The organism is Actinokineospora baliensis (assembly GCF_016907695.1).
GTDB classification, from domain to species: domain Bacteria; phylum Actinomycetota; class Actinomycetes; order Mycobacteriales; family Pseudonocardiaceae; genus Actinokineospora; species Actinokineospora baliensis.
Window position 1 is genome coordinate 2,732,467 of sequence record NZ_JAFBCK010000001.1, and the last position, 21,524, is coordinate 2,753,990.

The window sequence follows — 21,524 nt, forward strand, 5'->3', positions numbered from 1 at the left end:
ATCCGGCCGGTTCGGCGAGCACGTACCCTCGTGGTGTGAGCACCCTGCCAGCCCAACCGAGCAAGCCGACCGCCCGGGTCCTGCCGCCGAACCTGACCCAGGCGGCGATCGTCGTCGGCGGGTTCACCGCCCTGCTGTACGTGCTCGAGGTGCTGGACTCGGTGCTGCCCGCCGACCTCGACCAGTTCGGCATCGTCCCGCGCGAGGCATCCGGCCTCGACGGGATCCTGTGGTCGCCGCTGCTGCACTCCGGCTGGGGCCACCTGTTCGCCAACACGCTGCCGCTGGTGGTGCTGGCCTTCCTGGCGATGGCCAACGGCCTGGCCCAGTGGGTCGCGGTCACCGCCACCATCTGGGCGGTCAGCGGCCTGGGCGTCTGGCTCACCGCAGACAGCGGCACCGTCACCGTCGGCGCCTCGGGCCTGTGCTTCGGCTGGCTGCTGTACCTGCTGGTGCGCGGCCTGTTCACCCGCAGCTTCCTGCACATCGCGCTCGCCGTGGTGCTGCTGGGCTACTGGGGCACGATGCTGTTCGGCGTGCTGCCCGGCAACCCCGGGATCTCCTGGCAGGGGCACCTCTTCGGCGCGCTCGGCGGGATCCTGGCCGCCTGGCTGGTGTCGATGGGCAACCGGTCGGTGGCCAAGTCCGGGTGAGCACCGACGCGCCGATCGGCATCTTCGACTCCGGGGTCGGCGGTCTCACCGTCGCCCGCTCGATCATCGACCAGCTCCCGCACGAGCGGCTGCGCTACATCGGCGACACCGCCAACAACCCGTACGGCCCGCGCCCCATCGCCGACGTCCGCGAGATCACCCTCAAGCTCACCGACGAGCTGGTGGCCAGCGGCGTCAAGATGCTGGTGCTCGCCTGCAACACCGCCTCGGCCGCCTGCCTGCGCGACGCCAGGGAGCGCTACGACATCCCGGTGGTCGAGGTGGTCGTCCCCGCCGTGCGCCGCGCCGCCGCGGTGACGAAGTCCGGTCGGGTCGGCGTGATCGGCACCACCGGCACCATCCGCTCCCGCGCCTACGACGACGCTTTCGCGGCCGCGCCGGGGATCGCGGTCACCGGCGCGGCCTGCCCGCGCTTCGTCGACTTCGTCGAACGGGGAATCACCTCGGGGCGCCAAGTGCTCGGCCTGGCGCAGACCTACCTGGAACCGCTGCAACAGGCCGCTGTGGACACCGTCGTGCTCGGCTGCACGCACTACCCGCTGCTCACCGGCGTGCTGCAGGTCGTGATGGGACCCGACGTCACGCTGGTGTCGAGCGCGGAGGAGTGCGCCAAGGACGTCTTCCGCGTGCTCACCGAGACCGGGCTGCTCACCGAGGACGAGGGCGACCCGGTGCACGAGTTCGGCGCCACCGGCCCGGCCGAGCCCTTCGACCGGCTGGCCCGCCGCTTCCTCGGCCTCGGCGGCGCGGGCTTTGCTCCATTGGCTCGATGGTGATCGTGCGCCGATCCCCGCTGTGACAGGCTGTCCGACGTGCTGCTGACCGTGCTCGGGTGCTCCGGAAGCGTTCCAGGACCCAACGCCGCCTCGTCCGGGTACCTGCTCGAGGCCGACGGGTTCCTCCTCGGTGTCGAACTCGGCAGCGGCACCCTCGCCGCGCTGCAGGCGGTGCGTGACCCGTTCGCCCTCGACGCGTTGCTGTTCTCGCACCTGCACGCCGACCACTGCGCGGACTTCGCGTCGCTGACCGTCTACCGGCGTTACCACCCGAGACCCACCCGCGACCCCAGGGCACACCGGTTACCCGTGCACGCGCCTGCCGCCGCGCCGCAGCGGTTCGCCGGTGCCTACGCCACCGACGCCGAGGAGTTGGCCGTCACGGATCTGTCCGATGTGTTCGACTTCCGCCCCTTATCGGTCGGGACGTTCCACATCGGACCGTTCGAAGTGACCGCGGTGACCGCCGCGCACCCCTGCGACGCCTACAGCTTCCGGGTCAGCCACGGCGGCAGGTCCCTGGTCTACACCGGTGACACCGGGATGAGCGCCGCGGTCGTGGAGCTGGCGGCGGGCGCCGACGTGGTGCTCGCCGAGGCGTCCTGGGCCCACGGCGACGGCCCGATCCCGGACCTGCACCTGTCCGGTCGCGAGGCGGGGGAGCTGGCCGCGGCGGCGGGCGCGACCCGGCTGCTGGTGACCCATATTCCGCCGTGGACCGACCGCGCGGGCGTCCTCGCCGAAGCCGCAGCCGCCTTCCCGGGTGAAGTCACCGCCGTCGAGCAGGGCGCGGCATACGCCCTCTAGCCCGGCCAACTAGGCTGACCGGGTGGTGAGAAGCGACGGCAGGAACGACAACCAGCTCCGGGACATCACGATCACCCGCGGCTACCAGGACTGGCCAGCCGGATCGGTGCTGGTGTCCTTCGGCCGGACCAGGGTGCTGTGCGCGGCCAGCGTGTCCGAGGGCGTGCCCCGGTGGCGCAAGGGCTCCGGGCTCGGCTGGGTCACCGCCGAGTACGCGATGCTGCCCTCGGCGACCAACACCCGCGGCGAGCGCGAGTCGGTGAAGGGCCGCGTCGGCGGCCGGACGCACGAGATCAGCAGGCTCATCGGCCGGTCGTTGCGCGCCTGCATCGACCTGTCCGCGCTCGGCGAGAACACCATCCACCTCGACTGCGACGTGATCCAGGCCGACGGCGGCACCAGGACCGCGGCCATCACCGGCGCCTACGTCGCCCTGGCCGACGCGATCACCTACCTGGGCGCGGCTGGCAAGCTCGCCGACCCGCAGCCGCTGTCGTGCGCGGTGTCGGCGGTCAGCGTCGGCGTGGTCGGCGGTCGCGTCCGGCTCGACCTGCCGTACGAGGAGGACGCCCGCGCCGAGGTCGACATGAACGTCGTGGCCACCGACGCCGGGACGCTCATCGAGGTCCAGGGCACCGGCGAGGGCGCCACATTCGCCCGCTCCACCCTCGACGCGATGCTGGACCTGGCGATGGCCGGGTGCGCCGAGCTCAACCGGGTGCAGGCCGAGGCGCTCGCCCTGCCGTACCCGGGGAAGCTGCCCGAGCCGAAAGGGTCCCGGTGACGCGCGTCCTGCTGGCCAGCCGCAACGCGAAGAAGCTGGCGGAACTGCGCCGCATCCTCGCCGCAGAACACGTCGAGGGAATCGAGGTCGTGGGTCTGGCTGACGTCCCCGAGTACCCCGAGGCCCCCGAGACCGGCGCCACCTTCGAGGACAACGCCCTGGCCAAAGCCCGCGACGCCGCCGCGGCCACCGGCTTGCCCTCGATAGCCGACGACTCCGGCATCGCCGTCGACGCCCTCAACGGCATGCCCGGCGTCCTGTCCGCCCGCTGGTCCGGCCAGGGCGACACCGCCAACGTCGCCCTGGTCCTGTCCCAACTCCACGACACCCCCGACCCCCGCCGCGGCGGGGGGTTCGTCTGCGCCATAGCCCTGGTCCACCCGGACGGCACCGAAACCGTCCTCCGCGCCGACTGGCGGGGCACCATCACCAGAGAACCCACCGGCACCAACGGCTTCGGCTACGACCCCATCTTCCGCCCGGACGGCCACGACCGGACCTCAGCCGAGTTGACGGCAGAGGAGAAGGACGCGATCTCCCACCGGGGCCAAGCCCTGCGGCTCCTCCTCCCACACCTGGTCGCCCTGGCGGGCTAGTGCAGGTACGGGTCCAAGACCCTGGCTGCCGCTGTGACCGAGTTGGCGGCGGTGGTCCAGCGGGTGCGTAGTGGGTGCTCGGTCAACAGCACGACGATGTAGCGCCAGTGGGGGCCGACCAGGCCGGTGCTGTGCAGGACGATGTCGTTGGTGCTGTTGGACCAGCCCTGTTTGACCGCCCACTCGGCCGACAGCCCGTCCGGGATGCCGAAGTACTGGTCGAAGCCGTCGGCGGCTTTGGGTGACGCGGCGGCGAGGGCGTCGACGATCAGGGGGTCTTCGAGGGTGAGGACGTACTCGTAGACCAAGGCCACGTCCCGCGCCGTCAGCAGCACGTCACCCCAGCGGCCGACGATGCCCGGTGGTTCGGTCGCCCGCAGCCCCAGCCGCCGGGCGGTCCGGGTCACCAGTTCGGCGCCGCCCTGCCGGACCCACAGCGCGGAGGCGATGTCGTCGTCGGAGCGGCTGAGCATGGTGGTGATCCGCTTGCGGGTGGCCGCGTCCGCCCCCGAGGCCAGGACGTCGATCGCGATCAGGAGTTTGACCAGTGACGCGGACCGGAACTGGCGGTCGGGTTGCACCGCGGCGACCTCGGTGCGGGTGTCCCGGTCGATCACCAGTGCCCCGACCTTCGCCGACTTCTGCACCGACCGCACCGCGGTGGTCAGCTCGGTCGGCAGCTGCGGTGGCGCGACCGTCGGCGGCGGGTCGGGCACCGTCGGGTCCGGCGCGGCCAGCGGTGCGGGCCCGGTCGTCGATGTGGGTACATCGATCAGTTGCAGGCCCGGGGAAGCGGTCGGGGCCGCCGCGCACGCGGTGAGCGAGAAGACGGCGAGGAGTCCCAGGAATCGGTGGCGCACGACCGTGGTACGCCGGTCCCGGCCGGGGAAGTTGACCCGGTCGGGCGGCAACTTCCCCGGTCAGCAGGCCGTACGGGGCGAGCCCCGGTTCGGTTGCCCGAGAGGTCAGACCTTCAGGTCTTTGCGCAGCTTGGCGACGTGCCCGGTGGCCCGCACGTTGTAGAGCGCGTGCGTCACGACGCCCTCCGGGTCGATGATGAACGTGGAGCGGATCACCCCGGTCACCGTCTTGCCGTACAACTGCTTCTCCCCGTACGCCCCGTAGGCGCCCAGCACCGCCTTGTCCGGGTCCGACAGCAGCGGGAAGGTCAGCCCTTCCTCGGCGACGAACTTCGCCAACTTCGCGGGCTTGTCCGGCGAGATCCCCAGCACCGCGAACCCGGCGTCGTTGAGCTCGGCGAGGTTGTCCCGGAAGTCGCACGCCTGCTTGGTGCAGCCCGGCGTCGACGCGGCCGGGTAGAAGTACACGACCACGGACTTGCCGCGGTAGTCCGACAGGGACACCTCGGTGCCCTCGCTGTCGGGAAGGGTGAACCCGGGTGCCGCGTCCCCGGCGGACAGGCGCAACTGTTCGGTCATGCGACGACGCTAGCGGGTGCCGGACGGGCCGCTATGCCTGCCCGTCGAACACCGTCACCACGGCGCCACCCGCCGGGTCCGGCTGCGCGGTGACCACCACGGGGACCTTCTCCGTCGGCAGCGCGAACGCCACCGAGAACCGGGTGCTGCGCCCGGGCGCCACATCCTCGGTGCCGACCGCGCCCGCGTACCCCTGGGCGGAGTCGATCACCTGCCTGCTGGCCGCGCCGCCCGCCACCGCCGAGAGCGACAGCAGGGTCGGCGAGTACGGGCTGCTGCCGTCGTTGTGCACGGTCATCTCGAAGCCGACCGCCCTGGGCACCGAGGGGAACGCCGCCCCGGTCGGCACGAACGCCTTCGGCGCCGACACGGTGATGGTCAGCCCGTTGCCCAGCGCGATCTGCTCACCACTGCGCGTCGGACTCACCCTGGCGAGCTCACCGGGCGTCGCACTGCTCGACGGGACCGCCACCGCGGTCGCCGAGTACGCGGTGGCGCTGCCGCACCCGGTGGTCGCCGCGAGGAGCGCGCAAGCAGCGGCCACGACAGCGACGGTCTTCACGGGGCGTGCCTCTTCCTAGCGGGGGGACTCGGAGGTGTACTCCTCCACCTTGACACCCCAAGCCGCCACCCCGCCGAGCCGAATAGGCCGTTGAGTCGTACCTGGTTCCGCACTGTGGCCGAGCCGTGATCACCGTGGCACCCAGCGTGACAAGCGCCACTGCGCCCCGTGCGCGGGTCGGGTCAGGCGGCCAGGGCGAAGAACAGGATGAAGAAGCCGATCGCGACCAGCCAGGCGGCGATGAGCCAGCCGAAGTCGCGCCAGGGGGAGATCTTGCCGTCGTCGGCGCCTGGCACGTGGACGCCTCGCTCCTCGAACTTGTCGACCAGTCCCAGGAGCGCGCCGATCACCCTGGGTGCGCGCACGTCGACGATGGTGTCACGCGCGCCGACCGGCGTGCTTGCGGCCCTTGATGTGCCTGGCGAAAGCGCGCTCGATCTCCCGGTTGGCGTCGCGGGTGGCCAGGTCTTGGCGCTTGTCCCAGGTCTTCTTGCCGCGCACCAGCGCCAGCTCGACCTTCACCCGGCCGTCGGAGAAGTACATCGACAGCGGTACCAGTGACAGGCCGGGGTCGGTGATCTTCAGCGCGAGCTTGTCGATCTCGCGGCGGTGCAGCAGCAGCTTGCGCACCCGCAGCGGCGCGTGGTTGGTCCACGTGCCGAGCGAGTACTCGCCGATGTGCAGGCCGCGCAGCCAGATCTCGCCGTCGTCGACGGTGGCGAACGAGTCGACCAGGGACGCCCGCCCGTCGCGCAGTGCCTTGACCTCGGTGCCCACCAGCACCACGCCCGCCTCGACCGTGTCCAGCACCGCGTAGTGGTGCCGGGCCCGCCGGTTCGTGGCGATCGTCGCGCTGTTGGGGTCCTTGGCCATACTCCGACGCTAGCGGACGCGCCCGGTCCCGATCACGGCTATTTTCCGGTCGCGACCGTGCTCCTCGACCGGATGACCAGCTCGAAGTCGCTCGCGTCGACGTGCCGGGTGCGCAGCCAGTAGCGCCAGGTGAAGCCGGGCCAGATGGTGCGGTTGACGCCCTGGGAGTCCAGGTACCAGCTGGTGCAGCCGCCCCGGGTCCACACACCGTCGGCGAGCTTGCGCTGCACCTCGGTGTTGAACGCCTCCTGCGCCGAGCGCCGCACGTCCAGCGCCTCGGCGCCCTCCCGGTCGGCCAGCCGCAGCGCCTCGGCGACGTAGCGGATCTGCGACTCGATCATGAAGACCACCGAGTTGTGGCCGAGGCCGGTGTTCGGGCCGAGCAGGAAGAACAGGTTCGGGAAGCCGGAGACGGTGATCCCGAGGTGGGTGCCGATCCCCCGGTCGCGCCACAGCTTCGCCAGGTCGACACCGTCGCGGCCGGTGATCCGCAGGTAGTCGAAGGAATCGGTGACGTGGAACCCGGTGCCGTAGATGATCGCGTCGACCGGGTGCTCGCGGCCGTCCTTGCCGAGCACGCTGCCCGCCCGCACCTCGGCCACCCCGGCGGTGTCCAGGTGCACGTTGGCCCGGTTGAAGGTCGGGTAGTAGTCGTTGGAGATCAGCACCCGCTTGCAGCCCATGACGTAGTCCGGGGTGAGCTCGCGCGCCAGCGCGGGGTCCTTCACCGAGCGGCGGATGTTGTAGGAGGCGAGCTTCGAGGCGTACTTCAGGATGCCCTGGTGGCCGTTGAAGCCGACCGCGCGCAACTCGTTGATCCAGTACAGCAGGTGCCGGTAGGCGCGCTGGGCGCCGGGGACCTTGGCGAACAGGCCGCGCGACCAGGCGGGCATGGTGTGGTCCGGCTTGGGCATCACCCAGGGCGCGGTCCGCTGGAACAGCGTCAACTCGGCGACCTGGGGCGCGATCTGGGGCACGAACTGGATCGCGCTGGCCCCGGTGCCGATCACCGCGACGCGCCTGCCGGTGAGGTCGTAGTCGTGGTCCCACTGCGCCGAGTGGAAGGTTTTGCCGGTGAAGTTCTCGATGCCGGGCAGGTGCGGGATGGACGGCAGGTGCAGCGCGCCGACGCCCGCCACCAGGAACCGGGTCACGTAGGTGTCGCCGGTTCTGGTCGAGACGTGCCAGCGGCTCTCCTCGGCGTCCCAGCGGGCGCCGGTGACCTCGACGCCGAAGCGGGTGTTGCGCGCCAGGTCCCACTTGGCGGCCACGTCGCGCAGGTACTGGTGGATCTCCGGCTGCGGGGCGTAGGAGCGGGTCCAGTCCGGCTTCTGCTCGAAGGAGAACGAGTACATGTGCGACTGGATGTCGCAGGCGCAGCCGGGGTAGGTGTTGTCGCGCCAGGTGCCGCCGAAGTCGCCCGCCTTCTCCAGCACCACGAAGTCGTCGCGGCCCTCCTTGCGCAGCTGGATCGCCATCCCCATCCCGGAGAACCCGGTGCCGATGACCACGACACCGGTGTTGACGAGCTTGCCCATGGCGACCCTCCACGACTCGGTCAGGTGTTACTCGCGGTCAACCTTACTCGAAGTAGGTTACTTGCGGTAGAGTTGGCTCGTGAGCACCCCGGCGGAGACCGCACCCAAGCGCCGCATGCCCCGCGCCGAACGCGAGCGGCAGATGCTGGCCGTCGCCGAGGAGATCTTCGCCGAACGCGGCTACCAGGCCGCGGGCATGGACGAGATCGCCGAGCGGTGCGGGGTGTCCAAGCCGATGATCTACGAGTACTTCGGCTCCAAGGAGGGCCTGCTCGTCGCCTGCATCCGGCAGGCCCGCGCCCAGCTCGCCGCCGCCACCACCGAGGCCGTCATCGGCGCCACCGGCCCCCGCGACGCCCTGCGCCGCGGCCTGGTCGCCTTCTTCCGCTTCACCGACGCCCACCGCCGCGCCTGGTCGCTCGTCCTGCGCAACGAGGCCGCCGTCGCCGGGGCCGCCGCGGCCGCCGAGGTCGAAGCCGTCCGGCAGGAGCAGGTGGACATCGACATCGCCCTCCTGTCGACCTTCGTGCCCGACGCCCCCCGCACCGACCTGGAGGCGGCCGCCCAGATCGTCGTCGGCGCCTGCGAGCGACTGTCCCTCTGGTACGTCGGCCGCGACGACGTCACCGCCGAACAGGCGGCCGACCACCTGATGCGGGTGCTCTGGACCGGCCTCGCCGCCCTCGTCACACCCCCGACCGCCGGGTAATCGCCCACACGGGTGGTCCACCCCGGCGCCGCCGGCGAGCGGGATCCGGCCGCTGCGAGCAAGCTCTGGGGTGTGAGGACGCACGCCTCGCCTCCTCACGCACCGCAGAGCGGGAGGGCCGAACCATGTACGAACCGATCGTGGCCAACTACACCGCGCAGGGCTCGGACTGGACGGTCGAGGTCAAGGTCAAGGACCAGAGCAAGAGCGCCACCGCCGCCGACCTGGTCACCGCCCGCGAACGCGCCGACGAGCTCGTCGAAGAACTCCTCGACGGCGACAAGAAGCGCACCGTCGTGCACACCCTCGACGGGGACGCGGTCAGCTTCACCGCCGCCTACCTCACCGCGCGCCTCGGGCTGGAAGACCCCACCAGGTCCATCCCCACCCAAACCCGCGTCGACAAGACCCCGGCCCCGGCGCCGCCCCCCGCCGCGATGGCCTAGCGGAACAGCCTGCGCACCACGAACAACCCGACCAGCACACCCACCCCGATCAGGGCATAGCGCACCTTCGGGTCATCCAGGGTCGAGCGCGCACTGGACTTCGCGTTGTCCACCAGCCGCTTAGGACTGGCCTTGACACTGAGCTGGTCCAACGTCGCCGCCAAGGCGTCCCGCGCCTGCTCGATCTCACGCTGGATGGTGTCGGGATCCCGCGCCACTACATCCTCCTCGCAACCCCAGCCATCGCCGCCACAACGTTAGATCACCGACCACCCGACTCGCGCACGGGCCACGCCGTTAGGCTGTCAACGCTACCCGGGGCCGTAGCCCAATTGGCAGAGGCACACGGTTTAGGTCCGTGCCAGTGAGAGTTCGAGTCTCTCCGGCCCCACGCACAGCCAGCCCATGTCCACGACCTCGTGGACGTGGGCTGGCTCGGTAACGCGGATGTCTGGTGAGGTCCTCCCGGGCACTCGACCGGCAGCGTCGATGGTTACCTATCTGTTATCTGGCCAGGCGGGCGGTGGGTAGGGTCCGGTTGTGCGGCTGGTCAGGCCACGTCTGGGTCAACCAGCTCCTGCCGGGTCATCACGATCGGCGTCGGCTTCCCGAGCTTGCTCGCGGGGTCCGCGCGTGGCAGAGCGCGAACGGGGACGAGGTTGACTCGCACGCCCCCGATCTCCAGGTGCCGGGGCCACTCGGCGGCGCTGCCGTCTGACGGGAGTTCCACAGGGCGTCCCGACAGGTTGATGATGACAAGGTGGGCGGAAGTCACGTTGTGGTCGTGAGCGTAGTGGATTGTCTGATTGAGACCAGCGGCGATGTTTCGCTTCGGGTGGCTGGTCCCATCGAAAATTTTGACCTCGCACACCAGCGGTTCGTCGCCGTCGAGGTCCACGAGGACATCGGACAGACCGGAAGGGGACTTGGCTTGAGAGAACGGCATGTTGACACCCTCATTGAAGAGCGTCAAACGGAGGTGGCGGTCGTAGATCTCCTCGCCCTGTCGAGTATTGGCACGGTACTGCTCGTATAGGGAATCTCGCTCAAACCACTCGACCCGCCGAACGTAACGTTCAAGCATGTAGAGCAGGTTGCTGTCGGCCGCAAGGCGATCGCCCATGAAGTTGAACAGTGGCTCCAGGAGCCTCTCGGTCGTTTGCCTTGGTGCATCCGACATGCTTGAGGAGAAGCACATGAGGATCATGTGCCAGTCGTTGTCTCCGATGTTCTCGTCGTCGGCGAGGTGGTTCATCAAACGCCAGATGAGGGCTGCTTGGGCGTCCTCTGTCTGAACCGGCCACGTTGGGTTGCGGTGGGTGAGGTTCTTGTACCAGGCGTCGAAATCGATTTCGGCTATGGTGGGACGTACTTCGGTCAGGATTGCGACGAGAGCCTGCTGTTTGCTCAGCCACGCGGTAGTCATGTCCAACGCGCGGCCGAAGTCCCTATAGTGCGCGGCCAGCAACCGTCGCAGCCGCTCGCGCAGTGCGACCTGAAGGTCCTGTCGGTACCTCATCGCGACAACCTCCCCCAGGAATTGCTGATCATCTTCTCGATGTCTTCTCCTGCGGTCCGCGCGCCTCCATGGTCGTCGACCAGGCTGATCGGCGAGCGGCACACAATGCACAGGATGACGCATTGTGCTACGACTTCTGAATAGCGAAGCCAAAGCCATGCGCCGCACGATGGGCAGTCGGCATCGACATCGGTGCGCAGCAGTTGGCTGCTTAGTGACTCCAAGGTGATCCCTGCTATGCGGTGGTAGGCCGACCCAGGTGTCGGCGGAGCCCGCCAACCGTGACGCCGCACGCTTGAACTGTCTATGTCAATCTTGGAATGTTGTATTCCGGTGCCAGAATATCTGCTGGTCAAAGTCGTGCGGCAAGGCGGATGCGCTCAAGGGTCGCGCCTGGTTGCCAACGGACCAAGAGCACTCGACGCGCAGCTTGGTGGCGCGAGCACCGACAACCTACTTCTCGAAGAAGGACTCCGCCTGAGCGAGCACGTCTTCCACGCGCGACTCGTTCGTGAGCTTGACCTTGAGCTCCTTGTCCCCGTCCTTGAGCTCCAGGTCGAACACGACGGCTTTGCGCCGGGTGGTCAGGTAGGTGAACACCGATCGGATCAGGACTCCCGCGCCGCCGCCGCCGAGGAGGAGGGTGAGGGCTTCGATGACCCCGCCCATTTCGCCGGGGGCGACGGGGGCGTTGCGGACCTGTACGCGGCCGCGCAGGTCGTCCTCGTCGCGCAGCCAGGTGGCGAGGTCGCGGAGGTCGTCGTCGGTGCCGGTGAGGGCTGCTTGGGTCACCGGTCCAGTGTACGGAGGTTGATCACTCCGAGAGGCCGCGGATGTGGGCGATGAGTTCGATCGTGTCCATGCCGCACAGCTCGGCGAGGCGGTCGAGGGCGGCGACGTCGAGGTGGACCTCGTCGTGTTCGGCCAGCAGTTCCGCGGCCCAGCGGCGCAGCGGCATCAGCTGGGGGCGTTCGTCGGCGGCCGCGGCGTGCAGGTCGACCCGGACGCGGCCGAGGGGGGTGTCGGCGAAGACCCGGTCGTGGACGCGGGCCATGAGGTCGTGCGGCAGCGCGTCGAGCGCCACGCAGATCTCCACGAACCGCACGACCGAGCACTGCCGGGTACCGAGCTCGTAGGTGGCCAGGGTCTGCAGCGAGATCTCGCTCTGCAGCCTGCCGTTGAGGTCTTTGCGCGTCCAGCCGCGCTGCTTGCGCAGCCTGCGGATCTCGTCACCGAGAACCCGCTGGTAGGTAGCCGCATCGATGCGCAACGTCCGCCCCTCCTGAAGACCGGCGCCCGATCCGACCCGGCGCCTCCACCACAGGAAGCGATCAACCGGCGCACCCTGACGCGGGTTCGGCGAAGTTGCTCCGATCGGGTGAGGGCGAAATCCTCAGTTCACACACGGAGGTCCGGCCTGGACCGCGGTCCTGGCACCCAGGTCGAGCAACGGCGCGCCCGCGAGCGGCTCCCCGGTACTGGTCCCGGTGGTCGTGAAGTCCTTGCCGAGGATGACCGTCACCTTCCCCTTGCCGAGGTTGGTGTCGGGCTCCGCGCCCACCTTGCCGCCGAGCGCGTCGACCACGGAGGTGCCGTTGTCGTCCTCGCCCTTGGCGTAGCGGACCACGGTTTTGGCGCGGGAGGCGGCGTTGCCGGTCTCGCCGGTCGTGAAGCCCTGGTTCTGCAGGGTGTCGGCGACCTCGGCGGCCAGGCCGGTGCGGCCGGACCCGTTGAGCACGGTCACCGTGGGCTTGTCCGGCGCCGTGGTCGGGGCCTGGTCGCCGCTGGTGCTCGGCGGCGCGGCGCCGCCGGTGAGCAGGCCGGTGACGAACTTCTTGACGTCGGTCGGGTCGACCTGCACGGCCTTGCCGTCGCCGGGGGTGTCCAGGTCGATGGTGCCGTGCGGGATGGTCTCGAAGTCGACGTCGCCGCCGGTCACGGTGATCATCTGCTGGGCGAACCGCATGATGTCCCAGTTCTTGTCCAGCACCACCGACTTGGCGATCGCGGCCTTGAGCGCGTCGAGCACCTGCGAGCCGGGGGCGAGCACGTCGCCGGAGACCATCTTCTTGGCCATCGCGCCCATGAACACCTGCTGGCGGGTGATCCGGTCGATGTCGCCGTTGGGCAGGCCGTGCCGCTGCCGGACGAACTGCAGCGCCTGCACGCCCTGCAGGGTCTGCACCCCGGCCGGGAAGTTCGCCCCGGACAGCGTGTCCTTGGTGGCCTTGTTCAGGCACACCTCGACGCCGCCGATGGCGTTGGTGATGTCGTAGAAGCCGAGCAGGTTGACCTCGGCGTAGTGGTCGATGGTGGCGCCGGTGAGCTTGGTCAGGGTGGCGATCAGGCTCTTGGCGCCAGCCTCGTTGGAGCGGCGCTCGAGTTCCTTCTGGTCGGTCACGCCCTGCTTCTGCAGGTCGGCGCGGGCGGCGAGCTTGCCCCTGCCGTAGGCGGAGTTGACCTTGTGCTTGCCGAAGCCGGGGATGTCGACGTAGGAGTCGCGCGGGATCGAGACGCCGACCGCCTTGCCGCCGTCGTTCGGGATCCTGATCATGATCAGCGTGTCGGTGTTGATCTCGCCCTCGGACTTGCCGCCGTTGAGCATCGCCAGCTGCTCCTTCGACAGCGGGTTGCCCTGGGCGTCGGTGCGGCTGTCCATGCCGACCATCAGGATGTCGACCGCGCCGTCGGCGGGCTTCTCGCCGGTGTCCTCCACGACGTTGGCCTTGGTCAGGTCGTCGGAGAACGAGTCGGTGACCCGCCAGTAGTAGCCGGTCGCCAGCAGCACGACGGCCGACAGCAGCGCGACCAGCGTCCGGCCCGCGACCATGCCAGAGCGGGGGCCGCGGGCGCGGGTCGTGGTGGTGCGGCTGGTCTTGGGGCGGATCCGCTCGGTCGCCGCGACCCCGGACACCTTCCGCCTCGGTTCCGAGCTGGTACCGGGCGCCTGCCGCTCCGGTCGGCGCCCGGGTTCCCGGGTCCCGACCGATCCCTCCGCGCGGGACGGCCGCTGGCCGCGGTCGGCCTCGGGGCGGGGTCGGCGCACGGGGGCCTCACCCCTGGACCGCTCGCGCGGTGCGTCCTGGCGCGGCCGCTCCGGCCTCGCCCTGGGGGCCTCGCGGTCGCCGCGTTGGGCGCGGGCGGGTGGCGGGTTTCGGTCACCGTCGGAGCGTTGGCCGCCGGGTGGCGGTACGCGCCTGCCCTGGGCCGGGGAGCGCGGCGGCACAGGTCGGCCACCAGATCCCGCACGATCTCCTGGCCTCGGTGGCCGGTACTCCACGCCCCGCTCCTCCCTGTCGGCTGCTGCCGCTGGCCTCTGGGCGCGCTCGACCGCAGCTACGCCTTAAGACGTGCGCGAGGTGCCCCGGGTTGTCCCGTAGCGTGGCACATCCGCCGGGCCCGGTCGGAACGGCACGCTTCGCACCGCGCCCGGTGCGCCCCGATCGGGTCACGCCCGCGCGCGTGACCTGCGGGTGGACCAGGTGACGAGCCGGGTGCCCGCCACGAACACGGCGATGGCCATCGTGGCCCCGTAGAGCCCGACCGCGGGGCCGGTGGCCGAACCGAGCGGTGGCAGGCAGGCCACCGCGGTCACCAGCCACGGCCACAGCGTGCCCGCGGTGCCGATGCGCACCGCGTGCAGCAGGTACCAGCCCAGGAGCAGGTGGATCACGCTGGCCATCGGGTCGACCGGCAGCCCGAGCAGCACCGGGCCGTGGTGGGTGCCGGTGAGGCCGCTCACCGCGAACCCGACGATGCCCAGCGCCCCGTACCCGGTGCCCAGCGCCGCGGCGACCGGGTCCCAGCGGCTCACCGGCCGATCACCCGGTCGTATGACGCCGGGGCCGCCCCGGCCGCGCCGCTCGAACAGCAGGAACGCCAGCACAGCGGGCACGGCGAGCAGCACGAGGGCCATCAGGGTGCGCGGTCGCGCCACCCAGTCGAGGACGGCGCCGGGCCACTCGGTCGTGGAGGCCGCGCCGATGATCCCGGCCAGCAGCAACATCGCGCACAGGTACACCAAGTAGATCGTCATCGGCGCGTGGCGCACCTGGTGAACGGCCCTGGCCACGGCGCCGTGCGCGATCGTCCGGACCCGTGCCCGGCCGGGTGCCACCACCACGCACACCTGGACCAGGCCGATCAGCAGCACCCCCAAGGCGGACGGCACGAAACTGGCTGTGCCCGCCGGTTCGGCGATCAATCCCTTTGTGTGCCCGCCGATGGTCGTCAACACCACTAGGCACAGCAGTGCACCCGCGGCCACCGCGGGCAGGGCTCGACGCGGTAGGTGGTCGAAGGACCCGTCGGCGTAGTGCATGACGAGCTGCCCGAACAAGGCAGCCAGCACGATCCCGCCCGCGTACGCCGCAACCGTGCCAGTGCCGAACAAGCCCAACGCGACGACCACCAACGCCTGCGTGACCGGTGTGCCTATAGGTGCCTTGCGGTGTAGCCAGTACATCGCCGGTGTCGCCCCGACCACCAGCAGGTACAGCCCAAGGAGCCACAGCGGCTGGGCGATGAGCCGGGTGAAGGCGTCAACAGAGGCATCTGAGGCGTTGAGCAGGTCCAGCGACAGCGGGACGATCAGCCACGCGGTGACGAACGCCAGCACCGGTCGGATCAGCCAGCACACCCGGGCCGCCAGGTAGCCGCCGTAGCCGGACCCCTCGGCGAGCGCGGCCCGCCACGCCAGCAGGTTCGAGTCGCCGCCGGCGAAGAAGAACAGCGGCACCAGTTGCAGTACCCAGGTCATCGGCCACAGCACGCCCGGCCGCAGGCCCAGCAGCGGTGCGAACGCCAGTACCGACTCTGCCAGCACAACGCCTGCCAGGCTCACCACCCGCAGCAACCCCAGGTACCCGGCCCGGTCCCGCGCCCGCTCACCCACCGGAACCACACCGCGCGGTACCCCGGTTCGGCGTCGGGCGAACGCCGGGACCCGCACTGCCAGCAGCAGCACGACCACGAGTAGGGCCACGACCCAGGTGCCGATCGGTTCCGCGCGCGGCGGCCCCCACCGCTGGTGCCACGAGTTGGCGACGAGCCCTGCCGCGTACAGCGAAGCCACCAGTTGGCAGGTGCCCGCCGATCCGCGCGGGTTGATCTCGCACTGGGCGTGCATGTCGTGCGCTAGGCGGTCGTCGAGCGCCCGCCTCGGCTGTTGGCCCAATGGCGTGCCCTTGGCCGAGGCGTAGCGGAGTAGGTCGTAGCCGAGGTCGTGCGCCTTGCAGCCCGCGGAGAAGTCCCAACGCGAGTTGTCCTCACCCCACGGTGCGGAGCAGCCGCCGTCCACGTGCACCGCGCGCCGGGTTCCGTCGGGGGCGGTCAACCGCCCGGGGACGACCCCGGTCACGCGGGTGAAGTCGGCGGGCAGCAACGCGATCGGGTCGCGACCGGACTCCGGGTCGAGCAAGGCGTCGATGGCCGCCGCGGCTTTGGCGATGTCGCCGGTCGGCGGGGTGGTCGGCTCACTCGGCGACCGGGAGGCGATCACCCCGTACCCGGCGGCGACGAGGACGACGAGGACGAGCCAGCCGACCCGGCCGCGCAGCCTGCGAAGCGGCGGATCCGCCTCCGGCGGTGCCTCGACGGTCGCGGTCACGAGCGCTGGTCTCCCACCTGGGGGAGGCTACCGCCGGACCGCGGGCCGGGAGGGCGGAAATGCGCTAGGGGAGGTGAACCGGGGCCGTGGCACGGCGCACCCCCAGGACGCCGCGCCACGTTGGTCCCCCCGCGGACCCCCGGTCCCCCGACTCCACACGCTACGGCCTGCCCTGGCATCCTGCCTGTACCGCGCACTGTTGCCGCCCTGACCGGCAACAGGCCCGTCGACCAGCGCCAATGGCGGTAGCTGATGCACTACGATGGGCAACCGGCAAGTCTTTGCCCACTCGGCGGCAACTCCGGCGACAGACCTGCCAGGATCGCCACCGGTGCACTTGGCCGGTGCGGTGGTACAGCGGCTCCGGCCGGGTTGCTCAGCAGCTCGCTACAGCACAGTAGACAGCGGCGGTAGGCGAAGGGGGCAGAATGGTCGAGCCGCCCGGCGCGTTCGGTGAGGTGCTCCGCTCCCACCGGACCCGGGTGGGGCTCACCCAGCAGCAGCTCGCCGAGCGCTCTGGCGTGAGCGTGCGGGCCCTGCGCTACATCGAGCGCGGCGAGGTGGGTATGCCGCGCGCGGACTCGTTGCGCAGGCTCGCCGACGCGCTCGGTGTCACGCCGGAGGCCCTGACCGACGGTGTCAGCGCCCGGGCACGGCAGTCCCGGCCCGCGCGGCAGGTGCAGTTGTCGCTCGGCGTCCTGGGTTCGTTCACCGTGTCGCAGGGGGAGCGGGAGATCACCGTCGGCGCGCTCAAGCAGCGTTGCCTGCTTGCCCTGCTCGCGCTGCACCCGAACCGGCCGGTCAGCCGCGAGGAGATCGTCGACGTCCTGTGGGGCGACGACCCGCCGGAGAGCTGCCTCGGGCTGATCCACACCTACGTGTCCCGCCTGCGCCGCGCCCTGGTCGCGGCCGGGAAGCGCAACAGCGGCGTGATCACCGCGACCCCGGCGGGCTACCGGATCACCGTGCGCCCCGAGCAGCTCGACATCCTGCGCTTCGAGGACCTCGTGCGCCGGGCCCGGCTGGTGCGCGGCAGCGACCCGGACGAGGCGGCGGACCTGCTCGACGAGGCGCTGGCCTGTTGGCGCGGCCCGGCCTTGGCCGATCTGCCTGCCCGGCTGCGCAAGCACCCGGCGGCCGTGGCGCTCGCGGCTCGCCGCAGGGAGGTCGCGCTGACCCACGCCGATGTCGCCTTGGCACTGGGCAGGCACGCCAGGGTGGTCGCGGGCATCCGGTCGTTGGCACATGAAGAGCCGCTGCACGAGGGCCTGCACGCCCGACTCATGTTGGGGCTCGCCGGTACTGGTGAGCAGGCGGAGGCGTTGCGCGTGTTCGCCGACATCCGCACCCGCTTGGACGACGAGCTTGGTGTGGAGCCGGGGCTGGAGATCCAGGACGCGCACCTGCGGGTGCTGCGCGACCGGCCACCGCCGCCGACCCTGCCCGAGCCAGCCGCCCAGCGCCCTCCCGCGCAACTGCCCGCCGAGACCCCCGGGTTCGTCGGCCGGTCCCAGCCGCTTGCCGACCTCGACGACCTGCTCGACCACGTCGAAGGCAGCCCTGGCGTGGCGATCGTCGCGCTCTCGGGCACCGCTGGCGTGGGCAAGACGGCGTTGGCGCTGCGGTGGGCCCATCGAGCGCGGGATCGGTTCCCGGACGGTCAGCTGAGCGTCAACCTGCACGGCTACGCCTCTGGTACCCCGTTGACCACGCAGGAGGTCCTGGTCCGGTTCCTGCACGCACTCGGGGTGGCTCCTGAGCGGGTGCCCATCGACCCCGATGAGGCCGCTGGGCTGTACCGGACGTTGCTCACCGGCAAGCGGGTCCTGGTGCTGCTGGACAACGCCGCCACCGCGGAGCAGGTTCGTCCGCTGCTGCCGGGGTCCTCGGGATGCCTGGTGCTGGTGACCAGCCGCGACAGGCTGACCGGGCTCACCGCGCAGGACGGCGCCCACCAGGTGCCGTTGGACGTGCTCGACCCGGCCGAGGCCGTCGATCTGCTCGGCAGGCTCGTGGGTGTCGGCCGGATGCGCCGCGAACCGGATGCCGCCGCCGAGATGGCGGCCATCTGCGGGCACCTCCCGTTGGCGCTGCGCATCGCGGGTGCGAACCTGGCGATCCGACCTTTGATCAGCATCGCCGACTACACCCGCGAGCTGCGCGAACGAGGCCGGATGACCGGGCTTACGGTCGCGGGTGACGAGTCCGGCGCGGTCCGCGCGGCCTTCGACCTGTCCTACGAGAAGCTGGTTCCCGCTGCGCGCAGGTTGTTCCGCCTGCTCGGCGTGGTGCCCGGCGCGGATGTCGACGCTGAGGCCGCTGCCGAGCTGAGTGGGCTCGCGCTCAACGACGCCACTCGGCTCTTGCGCGTGCTCGACCACGGCAACCTGATCCGCGAACACGCCAGGGGCCGGTACACCTTCCACGACCTCCTTCGCGAGTACGCCTCCGGCCGGGCTGACACCGAGGACTCGGACGCCGACAGGGCAACTGCGGTGATCGCGCTGTTCGACCACTACCTGCGCGAGATCGAGGCCAACAGCGCTGTCCTGTGGCGGGTCGGCTCGATGCCCGAGCAGGGGTCGGAAGAGAAGGCCATAGCGTGGCTCGATGCCGAGCGCGGGAATCTCGTCGCAGCGTCCACAGCGGCCTCCGGCCTCGGCCTGCACAGGTACGCCTGGCGGTTCGCCGAGGCACTAAGGCCGTACTTCTGGAACCGCGGTCACGGCGCTGACGGGCTCGCAGTAGGACAAGCGGCGCTCGCAGCCGCAAGAGGCGCTAAGAACCTCGACGCCGAGGCGTCTGTCCACGACCTGCTTGGTCTGATCCACACGAACCTCAGTGACTACGTGGCAGCGATCGAGAGCCACCGGTGGGCGCTGGAGTTGAGCCAGTCCACCGGCAACCGGATCGTCGAAGCCGCGGCCCTGCACAACCTCGGCCGTGCGCACTCCCAGCTGGGGCAGCCCGCGCAGGCGTCTGCCTTCTACGAGCAGGCACTGGACTTGAACAGGGTCATCGGCAACCGCTTCGGTGAAGCAGGTGCCTTGAACTACCTCGGCGGGACAGCTCTATCGCTGGGGCGACCGCAAGAGGCCATAGAGCGGCACACCGAAGCGCTGGGGCTCAGCACCCGCATCGGTAACCGGCACGTGCAGGCCGCCGCGTGCCAAGGCCTGGGCTTGGCTCTATGGGCGATGGGCGACCTACCGCGGGCCGCTCAGCGCTACCGCGAGGGAATGGCGATCTGCCGCCGGTACGGCTACCGGCACGGCGAAGTCAGCATGCTCATCTGCCTCGCGGAGACAGGCTGCGACGCGGGCGACTACGCCACCTCCGCCGCGCAGGTCCGCAAGGCCATGGACGCGGGCAGGCAGCTCGGCGAGCGCAGGCACGAGGTCAGCGGCTTGGACATCCTGGCGACCATCCAGCAGCGCACGGGGGAGTGGTCATCGGCGGCCACCCACTACACCCGGGCGCTGAGCCTCGCGAGGGAGATCCGCTTCGGCTTCGGCGAGGCCTCCGTGCTGACCGGACTGTGCGCCCTGTTCCGCCGCACCGGCGACCCGAGGTCGGCCATCGAGCACGGCACCGGCGCGCTGGCCCTGATGCGCGACACCGGCATGCGCCTGCTCGAGGCCCGCGCCCTCACCGAGCTCGCCCACGCCTACCTCGACAGCGGCGACGCCGGTCAGGCCGTGCACCACATCGAGCGGGGGCTGCAGATCGCCGACCGGACCGGTCAGAAGCTCGCCGAGGCCCGAGCCCGCCACGTCAGGGCCCTCGTCCGGCAGTTGAACGGCGACCGCCTCGGCGCGGTCGCGGACTGGCGGGAGGCGTTGCCGGTGTTTGAGCGCCTAGGCGTCCCCGAGGGAGCCCACGTCCGCGCACTGCTGGCGGCCTTCAGCGCCGACTAGGCGGCTTCTTGGCGCCCTGGAGTGTCGTTGTCCGGGGTGCTCGGTTTGGCGGGCGCGGGAGCCTCGTGCAGCCGCGACCAGGCGACCGCCAACGGGATCGCCAGCGCGACCCCCAGCGCGCCCGCGAGCGCCACCGTGTTCATCGCCGACCCGATCAGCTCCGCCACCAGACCGCCCGCGGCGACCCCCAGGCCCTGCGAGACCCGCAACCCCGTCCTGGCAGCGCCGAACGCGCCACCGCGGATCTCGTTGGGCACGATCGAGTTGAACACCGCCATGACCGTGATCTGGTACGCGCCCACCGCGCCCGCCAACGCCAACAACACCAGCGCGGCGATGAGGCTCGGCTTCAAGGCGAACAGGATCAGCACCCCCACCGACGCGGTCGCCAGCGCGCCGATCAGCTTGATCCGGTGCCGGTCCGGCACGAAGTGCGAGATGAGGAACGTCCCCACGATGAAGCCGAGTGGATCGGCGGCTAATAACCAGCCAACCGACTCAGGCGGTGCCCCCGCCTCTTGCGCCAAGGGCGCCGCGAGGCCCTCTGGGATCACCGCGAGACCTACGAGCCACGACAGCGACAACAGCACCCGCAGCCTGCGGTCGCCGAACACCCACTTCGCCCCGTCGAACCACCCGTCGTCCTTCGACCCCGCGGGCGGGCGGTTGCGCACGTCGCGCTGCACCAAGATCGCGGCGATGGTGAACGTCCCCGCGTCGATCAGCAGGGTCCAGGTGACACCGATGGCGCCGATCAGCACGCCACCGCCGCCGAGACCGAGCAGCATCATCGTGTTGGTGGAGATGCCCCGCAGGTCCTGGCTGCGCAGGTACTGGGCGTCGTCGTCGGCGAAGACCTCGCGGGTCGTCGCGTTCTGCGCCGCGAGCGCGGGCGACTGCACCATCGGCACGATGATGACCAGCACGAACAGCACCCACAGCGGCACGCCGGGGATCGCCATCGTCGCGACCACCACGGCCTGGATGACCGAGCACACCACCATCAGGGTGCGGCGGCGGTACCGGTCGGCCAGCTGCGAGAGCCCGAGCCCACCGGCGAGGGCGGGCAGGAAGGTCAGCGCGTAGATGCCCGCCGCGTAGAAGGCGGACCCGGTGCGTTGGTAGACCAGGATGGCCAGCGCCACGCGGGTGAGCTGGTCACCGGCGACGGACACCGCCTCGGAGATCCAAAGCGCGCGGAACTCCCGGTTCGCCAGAACCGTCCGCATGCCCGGCGCTGCTCGGCCCACGTGTGCTCCCGTCCGGCGGGTTCGTG

The 21,524-nt window shown here is 70.7% G+C and carries 21 protein-coding genes and 1 tRNA gene; 9 read left to right on the forward strand and 13 right to left on the reverse strand.

Annotated elements, in window-relative coordinates; all coding sequences use genetic code 11:
* Positions 1-35 precede the first annotated feature (35 nt).
* From JOD54_RS13085 to rdgB, 5 genes are read left to right on the forward strand one after another with little or no spacing between them, the layout of a single operon-like run.
* Complete coding sequence (locus tag JOD54_RS13085) at positions 36-653, forward strand: rhomboid family intramembrane serine protease (RefSeq protein WP_204450793.1); 618 nt, start codon at positions 36-38, stop codon at positions 651-653.
* Complete coding sequence (murI, locus tag JOD54_RS13090) at positions 650-1,450, forward strand: glutamate racemase (RefSeq protein ID WP_204450794.1); 801 nt, start codon at positions 650-652, stop codon at positions 1,448-1,450. Before JOD54_RS13085 ends, murI begins: the two co-directional genes overlap by 4 nt.
* 36 nt (positions 1,451-1,486) lie before the next feature.
* Complete coding sequence (locus JOD54_RS13095; protein ID WP_204450795.1) at positions 1,487-2,257, forward strand: MBL fold metallo-hydrolase; 771 nt, start codon at positions 1,487-1,489, stop codon at positions 2,255-2,257.
* Between the two features lie 22 nt (positions 2,258-2,279).
* Entirely contained in the window at positions 2,280-3,041 is a 762-nt protein-coding gene (rph, locus tag JOD54_RS13100) for a ribonuclease PH (protein ID WP_204450796.1), read from the forward strand.
* Entirely contained in the window at positions 3,038-3,637 is a 600-nt protein-coding gene (gene rdgB, locus JOD54_RS13105; protein ID WP_204450797.1) for an RdgB/HAM1 family non-canonical purine NTP pyrophosphatase, read from the forward strand. The genes rph and rdgB overlap by 4 nt, the downstream gene beginning before the upstream one ends.
* Here the strand turns inward: rdgB and JOD54_RS13110 are convergent.
* From JOD54_RS13110 to JOD54_RS13135, 6 genes are all read right to left on the reverse strand, one after another.
* Positions 3,634-4,497 (reverse strand): serine hydrolase, encoded by an 864-nt coding sequence (locus tag JOD54_RS13110; protein WP_204450798.1) that lies wholly within the window; start codon positions 4,495-4,497, stop codon positions 3,634-3,636. The genes rdgB and JOD54_RS13110 overlap by 4 nt on opposite strands.
* 105 nt (positions 4,498-4,602) lie before the next feature.
* Complete coding sequence (bcp, locus tag JOD54_RS13115; RefSeq protein WP_204450799.1) at positions 4,603-5,076, reverse strand: thioredoxin-dependent thiol peroxidase; 474 nt, start codon at positions 5,074-5,076, stop codon at positions 4,603-4,605.
* A gap of 31 nt (positions 5,077-5,107) precedes the next feature.
* A complete protein-coding gene (locus tag JOD54_RS13120; protein ID WP_204450800.1) occupies positions 5,108-5,638 on the reverse strand; it encodes a hypothetical protein in 531 nt (176 codons plus the stop codon).
* A 182-nt stretch (positions 5,639-5,820) separates the two neighbouring features.
* Complete coding sequence (locus JOD54_RS13125; protein ID WP_204450801.1) at positions 5,821-6,003, reverse strand: hypothetical protein; 183 nt, start codon at positions 6,001-6,003, stop codon at positions 5,821-5,823.
* Between the two features lie 13 nt (positions 6,004-6,016).
* Entirely contained in the window at positions 6,017-6,511 is a 495-nt protein-coding gene (gene smpB, locus JOD54_RS13130) for an SsrA-binding protein SmpB (RefSeq protein ID WP_204450802.1), read from the reverse strand.
* Positions 6,512-6,549: 38 nt separating this feature from the next.
* Entirely contained in the window at positions 6,550-8,049 is a 1,500-nt protein-coding gene (locus JOD54_RS13135; protein WP_204450803.1) for a flavin-containing monooxygenase, read from the reverse strand.
* 115 nt (positions 8,050-8,164) lie between these two features.
* On the opposite strand from JOD54_RS13135, the gene JOD54_RS13140 reads away from it, so the two are divergent.
* Together JOD54_RS13140 and JOD54_RS13145 are read left to right on the forward strand one after the other, a co-directional pair.
* The gene (locus JOD54_RS13140; protein ID WP_204456254.1) at positions 8,165-8,758 is read left to right on the forward strand and encodes a TetR/AcrR family transcriptional regulator; all 594 of its coding nucleotides are present in this window, start codon (positions 8,165-8,167) and stop codon (positions 8,756-8,758) included.
* Between the two features lie 125 nt (positions 8,759-8,883).
* Positions 8,884-9,204: a hypothetical protein gene (locus JOD54_RS13145; protein WP_204450804.1), complete on the forward strand. Its 321-nt coding sequence runs from the start codon at positions 8,884-8,886 to the stop codon at positions 9,202-9,204.
* Here JOD54_RS13145 and JOD54_RS13150 read toward each other — a convergent pair.
* Complete coding sequence (locus tag JOD54_RS13150) at positions 9,201-9,422, reverse strand: DUF3618 domain-containing protein (protein ID WP_204450805.1); 222 nt, start codon at positions 9,420-9,422, stop codon at positions 9,201-9,203. The genes JOD54_RS13145 and JOD54_RS13150 overlap by 4 nt on opposite strands.
* Before the next feature lie 99 nt (positions 9,423-9,521).
* Here JOD54_RS13150 and JOD54_RS13155 point away from each other — a divergent pair.
* A tRNA-Leu gene (locus JOD54_RS13155) sits at positions 9,522-9,595 on the forward strand.
* A gap of 159 nt (positions 9,596-9,754) precedes the next feature.
* Here JOD54_RS13155 and JOD54_RS13160 read toward each other — a convergent pair.
* The 5 genes from JOD54_RS13160 to JOD54_RS13180 all read right to left on the reverse strand — a co-directional run bounded on the left by JOD54_RS13160 (position 9,755) and on the right by JOD54_RS13180 (position 16,331).
* The gene (locus JOD54_RS13160) at positions 9,755-10,723 is read right to left on the reverse strand and encodes a hypothetical protein (RefSeq protein WP_204450806.1); all 969 of its coding nucleotides are present in this window, start codon (positions 10,721-10,723) and stop codon (positions 9,755-9,757) included.
* A gap of 453 nt (positions 10,724-11,176) precedes the next feature.
* A complete protein-coding gene (locus JOD54_RS13165; RefSeq protein WP_204450807.1) occupies positions 11,177-11,515 on the reverse strand; it encodes an effector-associated constant component EACC1 in 339 nt (112 codons plus the stop codon).
* Positions 11,516-11,537: 22 nt separating this feature from the next.
* Positions 11,538-11,993: a helix-turn-helix domain-containing protein gene (locus JOD54_RS13170; RefSeq protein WP_204450808.1), complete on the reverse strand. Its 456-nt coding sequence runs from the start codon at positions 11,991-11,993 to the stop codon at positions 11,538-11,540.
* Positions 11,994-12,116: 123 nt separating this feature from the next.
* Positions 12,117-13,637 carry an LCP family protein gene (locus JOD54_RS13175; RefSeq protein ID WP_204450809.1) on the reverse strand — a complete coding sequence of 507 codons (1,521 nt, stop codon included), beginning with the start codon at positions 13,635-13,637 and terminating at the stop codon, positions 12,117-12,119.
* Between the two features lie 534 nt (positions 13,638-14,171).
* Entirely contained in the window at positions 14,172-16,331 is a 2,160-nt protein-coding gene (locus JOD54_RS13180) for a phospholipase A2 (RefSeq protein WP_204450810.1), read from the reverse strand.
* Positions 16,332-16,759: 428 nt separating this feature from the next.
* On the opposite strand from JOD54_RS13180, the gene JOD54_RS13185 reads away from it, so the two are divergent.
* Complete coding sequence (locus JOD54_RS13185; RefSeq protein ID WP_204450811.1) at positions 16,760-20,248, forward strand: BTAD domain-containing putative transcriptional regulator; 3,489 nt, start codon at positions 16,760-16,762, stop codon at positions 20,246-20,248.
* On the opposite strand, the gene JOD54_RS13190 is transcribed toward JOD54_RS13185, so the two are convergent.
* The gene (locus JOD54_RS13190; RefSeq protein WP_204450812.1) at positions 20,245-21,477 is read right to left on the reverse strand and encodes an MFS transporter; all 1,233 of its coding nucleotides are present in this window, start codon (positions 21,475-21,477) and stop codon (positions 20,245-20,247) included. The two genes, JOD54_RS13185 and JOD54_RS13190, sit on opposite strands and share 4 nt — an antisense overlap.
* Positions 21,478-21,524 lie beyond the last annotated feature (47 nt).